The organism is Sphingomonas corticis (genome assembly GCF_012035195.1).
Taxonomy (GTDB): domain Bacteria; phylum Pseudomonadota; class Alphaproteobacteria; order Sphingomonadales; family Sphingomonadaceae; genus Sphingomonas; species Sphingomonas corticis.
The window spans coordinates 341,525-359,978 of sequence record NZ_JAAVJH010000002.1; the positions used below are offsets into that span (position 1 = coordinate 341,525).

Consider the following 18,454-nt stretch of genomic DNA (forward strand, 5'->3'; position numbering starts at 1 on the left):
TTTTGCACCTCGTCGACGGCAAAGGCCAGCGCCGCGAGCGCCGAAAAAGCGCCCGCGGCGAGATCGTTACACGTAGGCGCCGGCACTGTCCGGCCCGTCGGGCGTCCGCGGCGCGCCGGCGAGGTCGTGGCTGAGCACCGCCACGTCCACCAGCCCTCGGGCGGCGGCGCCGGGTTGCAGGCGATAGTCGCCGCCGCCCGCGCCCGCCCCCGCCGCGGTGACGCCGCGATAGTCGACGAAGCCGGGTTCCCGACGCGCCGTGGTGCTGGTGCCGATCAGGCTGCGCACGCCGGGCCACGCCTGAAGCTCGACGTGGGCGGTGGCCGTGGCGACGCGGAACTGCGTCAGGTTGCCGCGGCAGCCGACCCCGTGCTGATACGCCAGGTGGCCGAGCGCCGCCGCCTCGCCGATGTCGACGTCGCCCTTCACGTTCAGCTGCACGCCGACGTCGCCCTGGTGCCACATCCGCCGATGCGTCCGCCGCACGCCGCCGGTGTCGTTGTCGTAGAAGACGTTGTAGCGCCCGGCCGATCCCTGCCCGGTGATGGTGTTGCGGCCCAGCCCGCAATGGTCGGTGTTGCCGAAGGCGGGGGCGTCGGACGAGATGCGGACCATCGGCCCCGCGCCGGTGCGTGTCAGCTCGATCAGGTTCTGCACCGCCCAGAACCCCGTCACCGTATCGCCCGCGCCGGACGCGCTGATCGCGAGCGGAGAGCCCGCGGGATTGGGGTTGAGGAAGCGGTTCTGGAACGCGATCGCGCCCTTGGTCGCATCGCGGATCGCGCCGGTACCCGGCCGCGTCAGCGTGCAGGCCAGCGTCACCCAATTCTCGTACATCGCATCGGCCAGGTCGGCCGCGACGCCGCGCATGATGCGCTGTTCGCCGTTGGCGCCGGCGGCCAGCGTCGTGCCGGCGAGACCGGTGAAGGCCACGCCGAAGAAGTAATTGTCCGATCGCGTCAGCCAGTTGCCCGACACGCCGTTGTTGTCGAAGGCCACGTCCTCCCACTGCAATTCCAGCCGGGCCGCGCCATCGCCGCTGAGGAAGGCCGCGCCGGTGCGGCGGACGGTCAGGTCGCGGAAGCGCAGGCAGCCGGTGGCGACCGGGCCGGTGAAGCCGGTGGAGAGCCGCGGCGCGAAGCCGGCCGCGCCCCACGTGACGATCGCGCTGGCGCGCGGCACCGCGGGATCGCGCTCGATCGTCAGCGCCGCCACGCGCTGCGTCCGCGCGGCGGCGGCGCTGGCCAGTGGAAACGTGCCCGCGCCGATGCGCACGATCGCGCCGTCGAGGCCGGTGGTGGCGGACAGCGCCGCCTGGAGCGCATCGATCGCCCCCTTCACCGTGGCGAACGGCGCCGCCGACGCGGTGGCGGGCACGGTGGAGATCGTGCCGCTCGCGTCGTTGCCCGCGGCTGCGACATAGGCCAGCGGCGGCGCGGCGTGGAGCGCGGGGTGCCTCAGGAAGTATCGGGCGGAGAACTCGCGCGGGGCGGCGAGCTCGGCGCTGCGCAGGACGGCGGCGGCGTCGCCGATCCAGGGATACACTTCGGCGTGGACGGTGACGAGACCCTGCGCCAGCGTCGAGACGTCGAGCGCGCAGGCGAAGACGGGCAGCGGCTGCCGGTCGCCCGGGCGCGTCGATAGCGTCGTCGCGGCGACGACCTGCGACACGACGGTCGCGCCGTCGGACGCGAGGAAGCGGACCGCGGCGACCATGCGCCCGCCTCTCGCGTCGCGGTGGAAGGCGACCACTTCCAGCGGGATCGTGTCGCCCACCACGCGGCGGTGCGGCATCGCCCAGGCGGCGACGGGGCGCGGACTGGTTTCCGTCGACAGGTTCGCCACCCCCGCGATGGTGTCGGTGGCGTAGACATAGTCGTCCAGCGCCACCACCGCGGGCGTGTCGCTCGTCTGGTCGGGCCAGGGAAGGCGGCGGCGGCGCGTGAACAGGCGGGTGGCGGCGTGGACGGTGGGTCGCGCCTCGGCGTCGAAGCCCATCCGCGCGACCGCGATCGTTTGTGGCGCGGCGTCCGGTGCGAAGGTCGGCGGGGTGCCGGTGGCCCATCGCGCGGACCAGCCGTCCGCCTCGATCGCGGAGATGGCGGCGGCGGCCACGGGTCCGGCGATCCCGCCGCGCCGCCGCGCGCGCAGCGACAGGCCGAGCGAGAGCCCCGGCATCAGGCGAGCGCCACGATGTCGGCGGCGGTGGTGCCCGTCGCGCGAACGTGGCTGACGCGCAGGTCGAGGATCTGGCCGCCGGCGACGTTCTTCAGCGTGACGTCGGCGGCCGAGTCGACGCATCGCACCACCAGCGTGCCGCCGGTGCCGACGAACAGTGCGCGCGGCAGCACCGCGAGCGGCGTCGTGTCGTGCGGCGCGATCGCCACGGCGTCGCGGGCGGGATCGTTGAGCGCGCCGGCGAAGGCGGCGAAGGGATCGGTCGGCATCGGCGGTCCTTTTCTCGCGAGAGGAAGGACGCAGCACCTATGCCGGAAGGGACGATGTAGGACAGAACAATCGAAGAACGTGAACTCAGGCGAGCGCCGCCCACGCGCCACCGATCGCCAGCCACGGCACCAGCACCGCGGTACCGATGATGAGCAGGCGGACGCGCGCCGGGTAGCGCTCGTCCCCCGACGGCGCGGTATCGCCGAAGGATTGCAGCAGCTGCTCGTGCAGCGCGCGCGCGGGGGACGCGGACCATTCGACGGCCACCTCGCCGACCGCGACGACCTGCGCCGCGCTGGGCAGCGTGACGGAATGGACGGGTTCGATCGAGCGTGCGGGCTGGGCCATGAATACCTCCGAGAGCGCGACCATCGCCTCGTCGTCGTGAAGGGAGCGTGAAAGGCGAGGGTTAACGCGGCGTTTGCAATGGTACGGGCGCCGCCACCGCCTCCAGCGCGGCAGGATCGCGCAGCGGGCGGTCGCGCATCGTGTCGCCGTTCGCCACGCCGTCGATGCGCGAGAGCAGCGGCGTCAGCAGCGGAACGTCGCCCTTTCCGCGCACGCGCCGGAAATGCGCGTCGGCGTCGTAGCCGGCCAGACCGGGCACCAGCAGCGGCGCCTCCAGCTGGCCCATCGCCGCCAGCAGCGCGGCACGCGCGACATATTCGTCGGCCACCGCGGCATTGTAGCTGAGCCGGATGTTGAGGAGGTCGCGCGCCAGGTCGAGCACGTCCAGCGTGGTGCGGTCGCCCGCGCGCTGCTGCAATTGCGCGCCGTCGTAGGCGCGCTGCGCCGCGTCGACGGCCACGCGATAATGGTCGAGCGAGGCCCGCGCCGCGGTCAGCACGTTCCACGCCTCCGTCACCGATTGGTGCGTCGCGCGGACGGCGTCGTCGATCAGCCGCCAGTCGGCCTGGTTCGCCTGCGCCGCCTCGTTGCGCCGCGCGTTGCGCAGGCCCGAATCGATCAGCGGCTGCGTCAGCACCGCGCGGCCGACCAGCTGGGTGGTGCGCGCGCGGTCGGAATAGGGGGTCAGCGTGCCGTAGTCGGCGGTGCCCTGCAGGTCGAGGCGGGGTCGCGACTCGGCTTTGGTCGCTTCCCAGGCGGCGCGCGACACCTTCTCGCGTGCCTGCGCGGCGCGGACCAGCGGCGCGTTGACCTCCGCCACCGCCAGCGCCTGCACGAGCGAGGCGACCTTCACGTCGATCACGTCGGGCGCGGCGAGCGTGCCGGGCCGCGCGCCGACGTCGCGCAGGAACGCGCCCTGCGCGGTGCCCAGCTGGCCCAGCGCGTTCGTCACCTGCGCGCGGCCGAACGCCACGCGGGTCTCGATCTGCTGAAGGTCGCTCGACGTAATGTCGCGCACGCGGAAGCGCTCGGCATTGTCGCGATACTGCCGGTCGAGCAGCTCCAGGTTCTGCTTCGCGATCGTCACCGCGTTGGCCTCGCGTTGCAGGCGCACGTAGCTGCCGACGATCGCCAGCATCACGTCCGCCTCCGTCACGCGCAGCGAGTCGCGCGCGAACTGCGACTCGGCGAGCGCGCCCGCTGCGGCGGCGCTGTTGCGGCCGAAGGTGAGCAGCGGCTGGTTCAGCACCGCGCCCGCGGTGGAGGTGAAGCCCTGCGCGCCGAGCCACTGGCCGGGCAGCACTTCGGACCGGTTGCGCGTGAAATTGTAGGCGCCGCTGACCGACAGGCTGGGGCCGAACTGCGACCGCGCGGCGGGGTAGCGATAGTCGGCCGAGCGGGCGTCGGCGCGCGCCGCCTGCAACCGCGGGTTGCCCCGGTAGGCGAGCGCCACCGCCTGCGCGAGCGTCGTCACCGGCATCTGCGCTGCGGAATGCGTGACGCCGAAATCGTCCTCGGCGGGAACGTAGGCGAGCAGCGGGCGCCCAACGCGGGCCATGGTCGCGGGGCGTTCCACCGTCAGCGGCGCGGCGGCGGTGTCCTGCGGTGCGACCGCAGCGGCGGCGGCGCCGCTGCTGGTGTCGGGCCGGGTCTGCGCCATCGCGGCCGAAGCCACGGTTGCGAGCAGGACGGCGGCGAAGGGCGCGATACGGGTCACGCGGAAACTCCTCAATTGTCGCGGAAGGCGCGGGCGAACTGGTCGCGCAGCGGCTTGGTGATGTAACCCAGCATCGACCGGCTGCCGGTCGCGACGAAGACCTCCGCCGGCATGCCGGGGCGCAGCTTCATGTCCGGATTGCGCGCCAGGTCGCGCTGGTCGATGGCGATGCGGACCGCGTAGAAGCTCTGCCGCGTCGCCTCGTCCGTGGTCCGCTCGGGCGCGACGACGAGGACGCGGCCGTGGATCTCGGGCGTGGAGGGCGAGCTGAAGGCGGAGAAGCGGATCCGCGCCTCCTGCCCATCGCGCACCTGGTCGATGTCGGCGGGGCTGACCATCGCCTCCACGATCATGCGGTCGCGATCGGGCACGATCTCCATGATCGTCTCGGCGGGGCGCACCACCTCGCCGATCGCGGCGAAGGCCAGCTTGTCGACCGTGCCCGAATAGGGCGCGCGGATGACGTTGCGCTCGTGCGCGTCCATCGCGGTGGCGCTCCTCACCTGCTCGGTGTTGAGCGTGCCGTTGACGGTGGCGAGCTGCGCGCCCGCATCGGCGCGGCGGGTGTCGCTCATCTGCAGCGCCTGTTCCTGCGCCTCGGTGATGCGCGCCTGCGTCTGCGCGATCTGCGCGCGCAGGCTGGCGATCGACCCTTGCAGGTCGGCGCCCGTGCGTTCCAGCTGGTTGAGGCGCCCGATCGTGACCAGCCCCTTGTCCCACAATTCGCGCACGCCCTTCTGCTCGGGCTCGATCAGCGCGGCCTGGCGGTTCAGCGAGGCGATCTGCGCCTCGTACCCCTGGATCTGCTTGCGATACTGCGCGACGCGGGCGGTGATCTGCCCGCGCATCCCGCCGCTCTCCGCGCGGCGGATGCGGAACAGCTTCTCCTCGTCCGCCATCGCCTTCAGCGCGCCCGCGTCGCGGCGGCGCGCCAGTTCGGCCGGGAAGGCGATCGACGGAATGCCCAGCCGCTCCGCTTCCAGCCGCGCGCGCTGCGCGAGCAGCTGGTCGACCGACAGCGAGGACAGTTCGGACTGCACCGACGACACGCCGTCGTCGAGGCGCATCAGGATGTCGCCCTTCTTCACGCGGTCGCCGGTCTTCACGTAGATCTCCGCGATCGTGCCGCCGATCGGGTGGGCGATCCGCTTCACGCGCGACTCGGCCGCCACCTGTCCCCCGGCGATCACCGCGCCGCCGATCGGCACGACGATCATCAGGAGGCCGATGCCGAAGACCAGCACCGCGACCAGGGCGAGCGACAGCCGCAGGCGGTGGCGCATCTGCACGGCGGGATCGAAGGAGAGCAGCTGGCGCTCCCCCGACGCGGGCACGGCGGGTACGGTGGCGGCGGTCACGCGGCATTCTCCACACCCGCGACCGGGCCGGCGCGGCGGTTGGGCACGTCGAGGGGGACGGCGGGTTTCATGATGCGGCTCATCACCTGGTCGCGCGGGCCGAACGCCTCCATCCGACCATCGCGCATGAAGAGGACGTGGCTGACCTGCGCCAGCGCGGAGGGGCGGTGCGCGATGACGATGGCGATGCCGCCGCGCGCGCGCACCCCGGCGATGGCCGCGGCCAGCGCGTCCTCGCCGGCGGCGTCCAGGTTCGAATTGGGTTCGTCGAGCAGGACCAGGAACGGGTCGCGGAACAGCGCGCGGGCGAGGCCGACGCGCTGGCGCTGCCCGGCGGACAGCTGCGCGCCATCGCTGCCGACGGGCGTGTCGTAGCCGCTCGGCAGCTTCACGATCATCTCGTGCACCCCGGCCGCGGTGGCGGCGGCGATCACCTCGTCCGATGTGGCGGCGGGATCGAAGCGGGCGATATTCTGCGCGACGCTGCCGTCCAGCAGTTCCACCGCCTGCGGCAGGTAGCCGACGAAGGCGCCGAACGTGTCCGCGTCCCACTGGTCGGGCGTGGCGCCGTCGAGGCGGATGGTGCCGCGCAGCGCCGGCCAGCTGCCGATCAGCGCACGCGCCAGCGAGGTCTTGCCCGCCGCACTCGGCCCGATCACGCCGACGCCGTCGCCCGCCTCCAGCCGGAAGGTGATGCCCTGCGCCGCGACGCGCTCCACTCCCGGCGGTGCGACGGCGAGCTGCTCCACCGCCAGCTCCTTCGCCGGCGCGGGCAGCAGGACGTGCGCGTCGGCGGCGGCGGGCAGGTGCTGGAACATCGCGTTCAGCCGCTTCCAGCCGCTGCGCGCGGCGGAGAAGCCGCGCCAGTTGGCGATGGCGGTGTCGATCGGCGCCAGCGCGCGGCCCGACAGGATCGAGCTGGCGAAGATCACCCCGCCCGATGCCTTGCCGTCGATGACGAGCAGCGCGCCGACCGTCAGGATCAGCGATTGCAGGAACAGGCGGAATACCTTGGCCGACCCGCCGATCGCGCCGACCGAGCGGGCCAGCCGGTCCTGCGCGGCCAGGTGGTGCTGGTTCACCTCCACCCAGCGATCGCGCATCCGCCGCTGCATGCCCAGCGCGGTCAGCACCTCGGCGTGGCGCAGGTTGTTCTCCGCCATGCCCAATCGCCACGCGGTGATCTGCGCGACGAGGCGCGAGGGCTTCTTCGTCGCCCGCTCGGTCAGGACGGTCAGGCCGATCATGACCAGCGCGCCCGCCAGCGCGGTGACGCCCAGCCACACGTGGAGCATGGCGAGGATCAGCAGGAAGAAGCCGATCCACGGCAGGTCCAGCAGTGCGGCGGGTCCGCCGGACGCGAGGAAGGAGCGGATCTGGTCGAGGTCGCGCATCGGCGTCATGCCGTCGCCCCCGCCCTTGTGCCCCTTCAGCGCGGCGGCGGACATCATCCGCTGCACCTCGGGCGCGAGTTCCTGGTCGAGCGCGCTGCCCACGTCGGTCAGGATGCGCGTGCGCATCGCGTCGAACACCCCCTGGAAGGCGTAGACGACGACCAGCATGCCGAGCAGGCTGAACAGCGTCGGCAGGCTGTGGCTGGGCAGCACCGAGTCGTAGACCAGCATCATGTAGATCGAGCCGGCGAGCACCAGCACGTTCAGCACGGCGCTGAGCACCGCTACCGTCACGATGGCCGTGCGATAGCGCGCCAATGCGGCTCCGATCCGAGTTGTGCCGTCGGCCAACCCCTTCACGCTCATCACGTTTCGCTTCCCACCCGCTGGGCACCGGCCCCTTTTTCCGGTGCGATTCTGGATGGTTCGGACCTAGCGGATCGTGGTGCAGGAACGGTTAACGATACCCGTCGGCGAGCGGGTCTACGCCGCCTGGCGCTGGCCCGCGGCGTTCAGCCGCGCCATGTCGAACGGCCGGTCGAAGGCGACGCCCGCGCGCCCCTCCTCCGCCCAGCGGATCGTGCCCGGCGTGGGATCGCCGTCGACGATCTCGACCGTCACCGGATAGCCGATCGCCTCCGCCGGGAAATCCACGCCGTCGATCAGCACGCCGGTGACGGAGATGTCGCGCACGCGCACCTCCCCCGCCTCGTCGCCGATCGTCAGCCACGCCGCGCGCAGCATCCGGTGGCGGGGCGAGCGGCTGGTCTTGAAGCCGATCGGCTCGGCCCAGCCTCCGGCGCGGTCCAGCTGCTCGAACACCACCGCGCACCGTTCCGGCCGGCCGTAGACGAACCCCTGGATGTGGCTGCATCCCAGCTCTCGGATCAGCGCGATCTCGTCCTGCTGCTCCACGCCCTCGGCCGTGGTCTCCATGTCCAGCGTGTCGGCCAGGCTGACGATCGCCTTGATGATCGCGGCGTTGCGGCTGCCCGGCTCGATCGCGCCGCGCACGAAGGACTGGTCGATCTTGATCTTGTCGAACGGCGCCTTCTTCAGATAGCCGAGCGAGGAATAGCCGGTGCCGAAATCGTCCAGCGCCAGCCGCACGCCGATGCCCTTCAGCGCGCGGAACATCTGATCGGACGAGGCATCCTCGTTCAGGAACACGCCCTCGGTGATCTCCAGCTCCAGCCGGTCCGCGGGCAGGCCCGCCGCGGCGATGGCGCTGGTGACGATGCCAGGGAGCGCGGGGTTGGCGAACTGGATCGGCGACACGTTCACCGCCACGCGCACGTGCTGCGGCCAGGTCGCGGCCTCCGCGACCGCGGTGCGCAGCACCCACTCGCCGATCGCCTCGATCAGCCCGCACTCCTCCGCCACCGGCACGAACTCCGCCGGGCTGATCGATCCGCGCTCCGGATGCTCCCAGCGCAGCAGCGCCTCGTAGCCGACGATCCGCTCGTCCGCGGTGGAGACGACGGGCTGGTAGGTGAGGTAGAACTGGCCCGATTTCAGCGCGTGGCGCAGGTCGTCCTCCAGCCGCTTCCGGTTCTGCGCGCCTTCCAGCAGCGCGTCGCGGTAGAAGCGGTGGACACCGCGCCCCTCCGCCTTGGCGTCGTAGAGGGCGAGGTCGGCGTTGCGGACCAGCACCTCGGGCGTGTCGCCGTGGGCGGGCGCGACGGCGATGCCGACCGAGCAGCCGATGGAGAGCGTCGCGCGGTCGATGTAATAGGGTTCGGACAGCGCGGCGATGATCGCGTCGGCCAGCGCGGAGAGCGCCGCCGGACTGCCCTCGCGCGGGACGACCACCTGGAACTCGTCGCCGCCCAGCCGCCCCACCAGTCCCGCCTCGCCCACGGTGCGTTGCAGCCGGAGCGCCACCTGCTTCAGCAATTCGTCGCCGACCTGGTGGCCCTGCGTATCGTTCACCGCCTTGAACCGGTCGAGGTCGAGCAGCAGCAGTCCGGTCGCGCCCTGCGCCGACTGCGACGACAGCATCTGGTCCAGCGCGTGGCGCATCCGCTGGCGGTTGGCGAGGCCGGTGAGGCTGTCGAACAGCGCCAGGCGCGCGATCTCCGCGTCGGCGCGCCGCTTCTGCGTCAGGTCCGAGCCCGATCCGACGAAGCCGCGGAAGCGGCCCTCCTCGTCCAGCATCGGCCGCCCGCTGATCGACCACCAGCGTTCCGGCGCGTTGTCCGCGGCGGGCCGGACGGGATAGTCGGCGAAGGACGTGCGCGAGGACAGGTGGAAGGCGAGCGTGCGCGCGGTGCCCGCCGCGGCGGCGTCGAGGCAGAACAGGTCGATCAGGGCCGCGCCCGCGGTGGCGCAGCCGAACTGCGCGAACTCGCGCGACACCTTGTCGGACAGGTAGACGATGCGGCCGGCACGGTCGGTCTGCCAGAACCAGCCGGGCCCGTGCGATTCATATTCGGCCACCAGCCACCCCGCGCGCTGTTCCGCCTCGCGCGCGGCGCGGTCGTGCAGCAGCGTGGCGAAGCTGCGCCGCGCGGCGCGGACCGTGCCGATTGCGAACAGGAGCGCGATGATCGCGGCGCACTGGCTGGCGAGCCCCGCGCCCGTCGTCGCCAGCAACGCCGCGACCAGGCCCGCGGCATAGGCCAGCACCGCGGCGCGCAGCGGTGCCAGGGCGGCGGCGACGATGGCGATCGCACCCACCGCGGCGGTGCCGCCGGCGATGCGCCACGATGCGGGACCCAGCAGCGCGGCATCCTGGGCCAGCAGCGACAGCGTGACCGCGATGCCGCCCGCGCCCGCCGTAACCACGGTCGTGCGGAAGTGCGGCGACCAGGCGCGCGGCTGCCGCAGCCGGAGAATGCACCAGACGACCGCGCCGAACCCGGCGGCGAACGTTCCCGCCAGCGCGACGGCGGCAGCGAGCAGCCACTGCTGCTGCCGGATCGCCGCGGCGGCCAGCGCCACCGGCAGCGCCAGCAGCACCAGCGCGGCGGCCGACCACGTCGATGCCGCGGTGTCCAGCGCGGCCTCGCGCGCCCGCGCGATCAGGTCGTCGTCGGTCGCCGCCAGACCCAGGGCCATGCGCACGCCCGGTCGGGCAGCGGGCAGGGCGGGTGGGGCGGAGACGGACATGCGACGTAACTAACGGAACGAAGGTTGCGATTTTGCTTCCGTCGCCGTGCGCCGCGCTTGCCGTTGCCGAGGCGCGCCGCCGGTCCTAAACGACCTCGCCATGACCATTGTGATCCGCGAAGCCGACCTGATCGAGAGCGTGGCCGACGCGCTCCAATACATCTCCTACTTCCACCCGATGGACTATATCCGTGCGCTGGGCGACGCATATCGCGCGGAGCAGAGCCCGGCGGCGAAGGACGCGATCGCGCAGATCCTGACGAACAGCCGCATGTGTGCCGAGGGACACCGGCCGATCTGCCAGGATACCGGCATCGTCACCGTCTTCGTCAAATGGGGGCAGGACTGCCGGCTGGAGAGCGACCGTTCGCTCCAGGAGGTGATCGACGAGGGGGTGCGCCGCGCGTACCTCCATCCGGAAAACAAGCTGCGCGCCTCGATCCTGGCCGACCCCGCCTTCACCCGCCGCAACACGCGCGACAACACGCCCAGCGTGCTCCACGTCGAGATGGTGCCGGGGGCCACGGTATCGGTCGACGTCGCGGCGAAAGGTGGCGGATCTGAGAACAAGTCCAAATTCAAGATGATGAACCCGAGCGATTCGATCGTCGACTGGGTGCTGGAGATGCTGCCGCAGATGGGGGCCGGCTGGTGCCCGCCGGGGATGCTGGGGATCGGCATCGGCGGCACCGCGGAGAAGGCGATGCTGCTCGCCAAGGAATCGCTCATGGGCGCGATCGACATGGCGCAGCTGAAGGCGCGCGGGCCGCGCAACGACGTGGAGGCGCTGCGCATCGAAATCTTCGACAAGGTCAACGCGCTCGGCATCGGCGCGCAGGGGCTGGGGGGGCTGTCGACCATCCTGGACGTGAAGATCGCCGACTGGCCCACCCACGCGGCGTCCAAGCCGGTGGCGATGATCCCCAATTGCGCCGCCACGCGCCACGCCCACTTCACGCTGGACGGCAGCGGGCCGGTGTATCTGGAAGCGCCGAAGCTGGACGAGTGGCCGGAGGTGAACTGGACGCCGGACAAGGCCGCGATCCGCGTCGACCTCGACACGCTGACGCCCGAGGTGGTGGCGACGTGGAAGCACGGCGACCGCCTGCTGCTGAACGGCAAAATGCTGACCGGGCGCGACGCCGCGCACAAGCGGATCGCCGACATGCTTGCGAAGGGCGAGCCGCTGCCGGTCGAGTTCGCCGGCCGCGTGATCTACTACGTCGGCCCCGTCGATCCGGTGGGCGAGGAAGTGGTCGGCCCGGCCGGCCCGACCACGGCGACGCGCATGGACAAGTTCACCCGCATGATGCTGGAACAGGGCTTGCTGGCGATGGTCGGCAAGGCCGAGCGCGGCCCCGCCGCCACGGAGGCGATCCGCGACCATCGCAGCGCCTATCTGATGGCGGTCGGCGGGGCGGCCTATCTGGTCGCGCGCGCGATCAAGGGCAGCAGGGTGGTCGGGTTCGAGGATCTGGGCATGGAGGCGATCTACGAGTTCGAGGTCGCCGACTTCCCCGTCACCGTGGCCGTCGATGCGCAAGGCGCGAACGTCCATCAGCTCGCCCCGCTGGTGTGGAAGGAGAAGATCGCGCGGGAGGGCCTGCTGACCCCGGCATAGCCGAACAATTTGCGATTGATTTGCAATAGCCGCGTCGCTAGAGGCCGCGCGTGCCCGCCGATCGCGGGCGACGTTCGGAGACGATGGAATGACGCGCAGCCTGCTGATCGGATTGCTGGCCACCGCCGCCTTTCCGGCGACCGCGATGGCCGAGGCGCCGGTAGCGGACACGGGCCTGGAGACGGCGGGCGACACCACCGCCGATCCGCAGAACGACCTGATCGTCACCGGCGCGCGCGCGAGCGCCGCCGATGACAAGCAGAGCGCATCGCCCACCGGCCTGTCGCTGTCGCTGCGCGAGACGCCGCAGTCGCTGACGATCGTCGATCGCGAACGGATCGACAGCTTCGCGCTGACCAACGTCAACGACCTGCTGACGCAGACCGTCGGCATCAACGTCGAGCGGACGGAGACCGACCGCACCGAGTTCAACTCGCGCGGCTTCGACATCACCAACTTCCAGTTCGACGGCATCGGCCTGCCGATGTTCTTCAATATCCAGACCGGCGATCTCGACACCGTGCTGTTCGAGCGGGTGGAAGCGGTGCGCGGCGCCAATGCGATCATGACCGGGGTCGGCAATCCCTCCGCCACGATCAACTACCTGCGCAAGCGCCCCACGCGGGAGTTCCGCGCCAACGCCTCCGCGTTCGGCGGCTCGTTCGACCTGTGGCGCTTGGAGGGCGACGTGTCGGGGCCGCTGACCGCGGACGGCAGCCTGCGCATCCGCGCGATCGGCGCGCACGAGGAGCGCGCAAGCTACCTCGACTACAATCACGTCAACCGTGACGTCTTCGCGGGGCTGATCGCGTGGGACGCGACGCCGGACCTGACGGTGACGGCGGGCTACTCGCTGCAGGACAACCGGTCGGACGGCGTGCTGTGGGGGGCGTTGCCGCTGGTCTACAGCGACGGCTCGCGCATCGACTATCCGCGTTCGGCATCCACCTCGGCCGACTGGACCTACTGGAACGTCCGCGACCAGACCGCCTTCGCCGAGGTGGCCTACAAGCTGGGCGGCGACTGGTCGCTGCGCGGCGTCGCGACCTATCGCCACTGGCGCGAGCGTGCGCGCATCCTCTACGCCTATTACGCCAACGGTGTTGGCGCGGACCCCGCGACGGGGCAGGGCATCGTCGGTCTGACCGGCACCTATCCGTCGAAGTACGAGCAGCTGCTGTTCGACGGCTATGCGTCGGGCAGCGTGAACGTCTTCGGCCGCGACCATCAGCTCGCCTTCGGCGTGGCGACGGGGCGGTCGGACGGCGAGCAATTCTCCGCCTCCTCGCTCGGCGGGGCGATCGACTATGGCGACATCCGCCAGCTCGCGTCGTTCCGCGCGCCGCTGCCCGCCTATGCGCCGCTGGTGCAGCAGGCGGATACCTATGATCGGCTGACCCGCGCTTACGGCGCCGCGCACCTGAACCTCACCGACCGGGTGAAGGGCGTGGTCGGCGCCACTGCCATCTGGTTGCGCAGCGGCGGCCTATCCTACGGTGCCGACCAGACGCGCCGCAACGACAAGGTCAGCCCCTATCTCGGCGTGCTCTACGACCTGACGTCGAGCCTGACCCTCTACGCCAGCTACACCGACATCTTCAATCCGCAGCGGGAGGTGGACCGCACCAACGTCCGCCTCGATCCCGCCAAGGGCACCAGCATCGAGGGCGGGATCAAGGGCGAGTGGCTCGACGGCCGTCTCTACGGCAGCGCGGCCGTCTTCCGTGCGAAGCAGAGCGGACTCGCCGTGGTCGCCGGCCAGTTCGTCGAGGGTGAACCCGGCCAAATCGGTACGTCCTACTACACCGGCCAGGACACGACGTCGAAGGGCTTCGAAATCGAAGTCGCGGGCCGCGTCGCCAACCGCTGGCTGCTGTCGGGCGGCTTCACCCATTTGTCGATCGAGGACGAGCAGGGGAGTGACGCGCGTACCTTCATCCCGCGCGACACGCTGAAGCTCGCCGCGACGTACACCGTGCCGGAATGGCGCGACTTCAAGCTGGGCGCGCAGTTCCGCTACCAGAGCGAGATCTCGACACCGAGCAGCGTGGTCGTCGGCGGCACTGCGGTGCCGATCGTGCAGGACGCCTTCGCCACGCTGGACCTGCTCGCCGGCATCCGCCTCGCCGAGCACGTCACTGCCACGGTGAACGTGCGCAACGTCAACGACGCCAAATATCTCGGCACGCTCAAGTACGGCCAGGCCTTCTACGCCGCGCCGCGCAGCGTGATCGCGACGCTGCGGTTCGACTATTGATGACCGCCGCCGCGCTCCTCGTCGTTCTGGCCGGCATCGCCGCGGTGCGCGCGGGCTGGGGAGGGCGTCGTCGCGTGGCGGCGGCTGGCTGGGCGGCGATCGTCGCGGGTGCGGGGATGCTGACCACCGCGGACGGCGCATGGGGCCTCGCCGTCGCGACCGTCGTGGTAATGATGGGAGCGCTGACGATGGTGCTTCACGCCGGGTGGCGCTCGCCGCCGAAGGTGCAGCGTCCGCTCCGCGAGGCGCCCGCCGTGGCGCTGCCGCGCCGCGCGTCCGGCCTGTTGCGGCGTGGCGCGGTCTTCCTGCTCGTGATACCGGTCGGCTTCGCCGCGGCGCAGTGGCTCGCCTTCGGGCTTCAGGCGTTCGCGCGCACTTGCGGGATGGGAGAGACGGACGCGACCGTGCTGACCTTGTTCCTGCAACCGCTGCTGTGGCTCGCGATCCTGACGGTGCAGATGACCCGCGCGCGCACCATGCAGATGGTGGCCGCGCCTGCGATGGCGGCGCTGGCGGGCACGTTGCTGTGGAGCGCGGCATGACCGCGCCGATGCGCCCCCCGGCAACGCTGGTGCAGCGCTCGCTGGGTGGGCACGCCGCCATCGGCCTGCTCGCCAGCGCGCTGCTCTACCTCATCTCGCTCAGCGGCACGCTGATCGTGATCCACGATCGCTGGCAACGCTGGGAGCAGCCGACCGTCGTCGACAGCGGGCCGCTGTCCCCGGCCGCGGTGCAGGCCGCCGCCGTCGCCGCGATCGCGCGCGACGCGGCCGACGGCAAGCCGCGCACCACCCATCTCTACGTCCGCCTGCCGACCGACGACCTGCCCCGCGCGGTCGTCACCACCGATCATGCCGCCTGGTACGTCGACGCCCGCGGTCGCCTCGTCGCGCGGGAGGCGCACGCCTGGACCGAGTTCGTCATCGCGCTGCACGAATATCTCCACCTGCCGCTGACGTGGGGGATGATCGTGGTGGGCGCGCTGGGCGTAGTGCTGGCTGGCCTCGTCACTACCGGCGTGCTCGCGCACCCGCGCATCGTGCGCGACGCCTTTCGCCTGCGCACTCGCCACGACAGCCAGCTCGCGCGGGCGGACTGGCACAACCGGCTGGGCGTGTGGACGCTGCCGTTCGCGCTGGCGGTGGCACTGACCGGCGCGTTCATCGGGCTGGGAAGCGTGGGCTTCACCGTGCTGGCGAAGGCCTATACCGGCGGCGACCTGGAGAAGGCGTACCAGCCCGTGTTCGGCAGCGAGCCGGCGCCCGACCCGCGCGTCGCGCCGCTGCCCGACATCGCCGCGGCACTGACGACGCTGGCGGCGCGCGTTCCCGCGGCGGCACCGATCTACGCCATCGTCCACGATCCCGGCACCCGCGGGCAGCACGTGCAGATCCTGGCGGAGCACCCGCGGCGCCTGATCTACGGCGAGAGCTACGGGTTCGATGCGCGCGGGCGCTGGCACGGCGCGGTCGGGCTGGCCGACGGCGCACTTGGCAAGCAGGCGGCGGCGTCCGCCTACAACCTGCACTTCGGCAATTACGCCGGGTTGCCGGTCGAGGTCGCCTATATGCTCCTGGGTCTCGCGCTGTGCGTCGTGACGGCAACGGGCACGACCTTGTGGCTGGAGAAGCGGCGGCGGCGCGGGCGCGGCGGTGACCGGCTGCGTGGCGCATGGGTCGCGACGGTGTGGGGAACGCCACTGCTGCTGATCGCGACCCTCTGGCTACGGGCCGTGGCGGGACCGGATGCGCCGCTGGTCGCCACATTCTGGTCGGCACTCGCCGCGCTGGTGGCCGCAGGTCTGGCCCAGCCACGCCGGCTGAGCGCGGCAGCCTTGCGCCGTGTCCTCGCGGCGGCGCTGTTCGTGACGGGGGCCGGCCACGCCTTGCTGCTGCGCCCCACCGATGCCGGGTCGATCGCGATCGACGCCGTCGCCGCGCTCGCTGCGCTGATGTTGCTGGTGCCGGACCGCCGGATGCTTCGTCGCGCCTGAGCAAGCGGTTGGTGAGCCGCGAAGGTGTCGACCCGCACGTCGGTCGTCCCCATCCGTGCGCGCGTCCGCTACCGCACGGTGCCTCTGAGGCCCGCTCCTTTGGCGCAATCGAGATGATCCTATCCGATGAACCGGCCTGTCAGCCGGCGTCACGGCCTGTCGCGGCATGGGCCCGTGACCCAAGAACCTGAGCCACGCGCCGCTCGGCCGATGCGTCGGAATGGCACCGATCAATCCAGCGTCGCGCCGCTGAACGCGATCAGCTGGCATCCGAGCTGCCTGAAGCCCGATGGCAGCGCCTGGCGAAAGCGTCGCCCCTCAAGCATCGGCGCGTGCGAGCGCATGCCTGCCGCTCGTGACCACGCGAGCTTTTCCCGCGACGGCCAACCTCCCGGGGCACGTACACAAAGAAAAGGAGGCCGGCTCGCGCCGACCTCCCTTCTTGTTCCACCTCTCGGCGGGATCGCTTACTGACCGGCGCCCGGTCCGTAGGTGATCTCCACGCGACGGTTCTGCACTTCGCGCACGCCATCGGCAGTGTCGACACGCGGGCGGCTCTCGCCGAACGCCTCGGTCGAGATCGTGCCTTCCGGGATCGCCTTCGACACCAGATAGCCCTTCACCGCGTCGGCACGGCGCTGCGACAGGCCGACGTTGTACGAGGCTGCACCCGAACGGTCGGCGTGACCGGCCAGCATGACCTGCGCGTTGTTGCAGGTCTGGTACTGGGTAACGGCGTTGTCGAGGATCGACGCGGCCTCCGGCGTGATGTCCGACTTGTCCCACTCGAAGAACACGATGAACGGACCCGGCGAGCAGACCACCTCGGGCGGAGGGGGCGGCGGCGGCGGGGGCGGCGGGGGCGGCGGCGGGGGCGGAGGAGCCGCAGCCGGCTCTTCCGGCGCACCGAAGTTGTACGTCACGCCGCCCAGGATGCTGTGCGAGCGGAAGCGGCCATCGTACGCGCTGTTGCGCGCGTCGACGAGCTTCACGTTGTCGGCGTTGAAGAAGCGATACTTCAGCGAGACGTCGACGTTGTCGCTCAGCGGAGCGCGGACGCCCGCCAGGGCCTGCCACGCGAAGACCGTGTCGGAATCGTCGATCAGCTGGTAGGAACGACGCAGCGACGCGCGCTCCTTCACCCGGGCGACACCCGCACCGCCGCCGACGAAGCCCTGCAGGCCGTCGTCCGGACCGAAGTCGAGCAGGCCGTTGACCATGAAGCTGAGCGCCGAGGTGCGGCCGCCGGCGCCGCCGTACGAACCGGGGGCCACGGTGGCCGTGCCAGAGACCGGGATCGAGCCGGTCGAGCTGTAGCCGTCGACGGTCGCGGTGCGATAGCCGACTTCCGCCTCCAGGCGGAACGCGCCGAAGTCGTAACCGACGACGCCGTCCAGATCGTAGCCGTAGTTGCTGTCGACCGTGCCGGTGCCCGACAGGCCCGCGGTGGCGCTGCTGATCGAATAGTCGATGTCCTCGACAATCATCGCGCCGCCGTTCACGCCGACATACCACGCCTGATCGCGCGCGAGCGCGGGCGAGGCGATGGCGGTGGAAGCAAGCGCCATGACCATGGCAAGCTTACGCATCATATTCCCCTTTCCTTGGTGTCACTACGGACAGCGCAAACTCACTATAGAAGCGATGGTTTCCACACAAGCCGACAAAACCCGGGGACTGTTGCTCCGGCGCAACAGCCAGGGTCAGGCGCCGAGCAGGCCGTGGGCGGTCAGCGCGGCGAGGATCTGCTGGATCGCCGCCCGCGCCTCGACGTCGATCACCGTTCCTCCGCTCGGTGCGGGCACCGCCACCCGGCGCGCGCCCACGACCTGCTGCCCGTCGATCATCAGGGCGCGGCCGCGCAGCACGCCGTCCTCCCACGTTCCGTCAACCCGCGCCGCCGGTCGTCCCGTCGCCCGGTTCCACACCGCCATCCCGTCGCGCGCGGGAAGGAAGCGCCAGCCGCCGGCGGTCCACCCGGCCACGCTGCCCGCCCGTCCCGCCCACTCCTCGGTCGGCGCGCTGCCGACGATCCAGCATTGCCCGGCCAGCGGCGAAGCCGGCGGCGTGTTGGTGGCGACGGCCTCCACCACGGTGTGCAGGCCGATGTCGATCAGCGCCAGCGCCTCGTTGTGCGTCAATTCCTTCTGCGCCTGGCCGCTCTCCAGCAGCGGCAGGGCGAAGCGTGCGGTGTCGCTCATGCGGTG

At 71.4% G+C, this 18,454-nt stretch carries 13 protein-coding genes; 4 read left to right on the plus strand and 9 right to left on the minus strand.

All coding sequences use genetic code 11. The annotated features are described in order from the left end of the window. Positions 1 to 66: 66 nt before the first annotated feature. The 7 genes from HBH26_RS04385 to HBH26_RS04415 all read right to left on the minus strand — a co-directional run bounded on the left by HBH26_RS04385 (position 67) and on the right by HBH26_RS04415 (position 10,325). Positions 67 to 2,178 (minus strand): hypothetical protein, encoded by a 2,112-nt coding sequence (locus tag HBH26_RS04385; RefSeq protein WP_168133366.1) that lies wholly within the window; start codon positions 2,176 to 2,178, stop codon positions 67 to 69. Beyond that, on the minus strand, positions 2,178 to 2,447 hold the full coding sequence (locus HBH26_RS04390) for a spike base protein, RCAP_Rcc01079 family (RefSeq protein WP_209308311.1): 270 nt from the start codon (positions 2,445 to 2,447) through the stop codon (positions 2,178 to 2,180). The genes HBH26_RS04385 and HBH26_RS04390 overlap by 1 nt, the downstream gene beginning before the upstream one ends. Before the next feature lie 85 nt (positions 2,448 to 2,532). Next, complete coding sequence (locus HBH26_RS04395; protein WP_168133367.1) at positions 2,533 to 2,796, minus strand: hypothetical protein; 264 nt, start codon at positions 2,794 to 2,796, stop codon at positions 2,533 to 2,535. A gap of 61 nt (positions 2,797 to 2,857) precedes the next feature. Next, positions 2,858 to 4,513 carry a TolC family protein gene (locus HBH26_RS04400; protein ID WP_168133368.1) on the minus strand — a complete coding sequence of 552 codons (1,656 nt, stop codon included), beginning with the start codon at positions 4,511 to 4,513 and terminating at the stop codon, positions 2,858 to 2,860. Between the two features lie 11 nt (positions 4,514 to 4,524). Then, positions 4,525 to 5,871: an HlyD family type I secretion periplasmic adaptor subunit gene (locus HBH26_RS04405; RefSeq protein WP_338057236.1), complete on the minus strand. Its 1,347-nt coding sequence runs from the start codon at positions 5,869 to 5,871 to the stop codon at positions 4,525 to 4,527. Then, a complete protein-coding gene (locus HBH26_RS04410; protein ID WP_209308312.1) occupies positions 5,868 to 7,583 on the minus strand; it encodes a type I secretion system permease/ATPase in 1,716 nt (571 codons plus the stop codon). The genes HBH26_RS04405 and HBH26_RS04410 overlap by 4 nt, the downstream gene beginning before the upstream one ends. A gap of 165 nt (positions 7,584 to 7,748) precedes the next feature. After that, positions 7,749 to 10,325 carry a putative bifunctional diguanylate cyclase/phosphodiesterase gene (locus HBH26_RS04415; RefSeq protein ID WP_168133369.1) on the minus strand — a complete coding sequence of 859 codons (2,577 nt, stop codon included), beginning with the start codon at positions 10,323 to 10,325 and terminating at the stop codon, positions 7,749 to 7,751. Between the two features lie 151 nt (positions 10,326 to 10,476). Here HBH26_RS04415 and HBH26_RS04420 point away from each other — a divergent pair, with 151 nt between their 5' ends. The 4 genes from HBH26_RS04420 (at position 10,477) to HBH26_RS04435 (ending at position 16,247) form a co-directional block, all read left to right on the plus strand. Further along, complete coding sequence (locus tag HBH26_RS04420) at positions 10,477 to 11,997, plus strand: fumarate hydratase (RefSeq protein WP_168133370.1); 1,521 nt, start codon at positions 10,477 to 10,479, stop codon at positions 11,995 to 11,997. Positions 11,998 to 12,085: 88 nt separating this feature from the next. Next, a complete protein-coding gene (locus HBH26_RS04425; protein WP_168133371.1) occupies positions 12,086 to 14,254 on the plus strand; it encodes a TonB-dependent siderophore receptor in 2,169 nt (722 codons plus the stop codon). Continuing rightward, positions 14,254 to 14,796 carry a hypothetical protein gene (locus HBH26_RS04430; protein ID WP_168133372.1) on the plus strand — a complete coding sequence of 181 codons (543 nt, stop codon included), beginning with the start codon at positions 14,254 to 14,256 and terminating at the stop codon, positions 14,794 to 14,796. The genes HBH26_RS04425 and HBH26_RS04430 overlap by 1 nt, the downstream gene beginning before the upstream one ends. After that, complete coding sequence (locus HBH26_RS04435) at positions 14,793 to 16,247, plus strand: PepSY-associated TM helix domain-containing protein (protein WP_168133373.1); 1,455 nt, start codon at positions 14,793 to 14,795, stop codon at positions 16,245 to 16,247. The genes HBH26_RS04430 and HBH26_RS04435 overlap by 4 nt, the downstream gene beginning before the upstream one ends. A gap of 467 nt (positions 16,248 to 16,714) precedes the next feature. On the opposite strand, the gene HBH26_RS04440 is transcribed toward HBH26_RS04435, so the two are convergent. Both HBH26_RS04440 and HBH26_RS04445 read right to left on the minus strand, forming a co-directional pair. After that, the gene (locus tag HBH26_RS04440; protein WP_168133516.1) at positions 16,715 to 17,836 is read right to left on the minus strand and encodes an OmpA family protein; all 1,122 of its coding nucleotides are present in this window, start codon (positions 17,834 to 17,836) and stop codon (positions 16,715 to 16,717) included. Positions 17,837 to 17,950: 114 nt separating this feature from the next. Further along, positions 17,951 to 18,448 carry a DUF2793 domain-containing protein gene (locus HBH26_RS04445; protein ID WP_168133374.1) on the minus strand — a complete coding sequence of 166 codons (498 nt, stop codon included), beginning with the start codon at positions 18,446 to 18,448 and terminating at the stop codon, positions 17,951 to 17,953. Between the last annotated feature and the right edge of the window lie 6 nt (positions 18,449 to 18,454).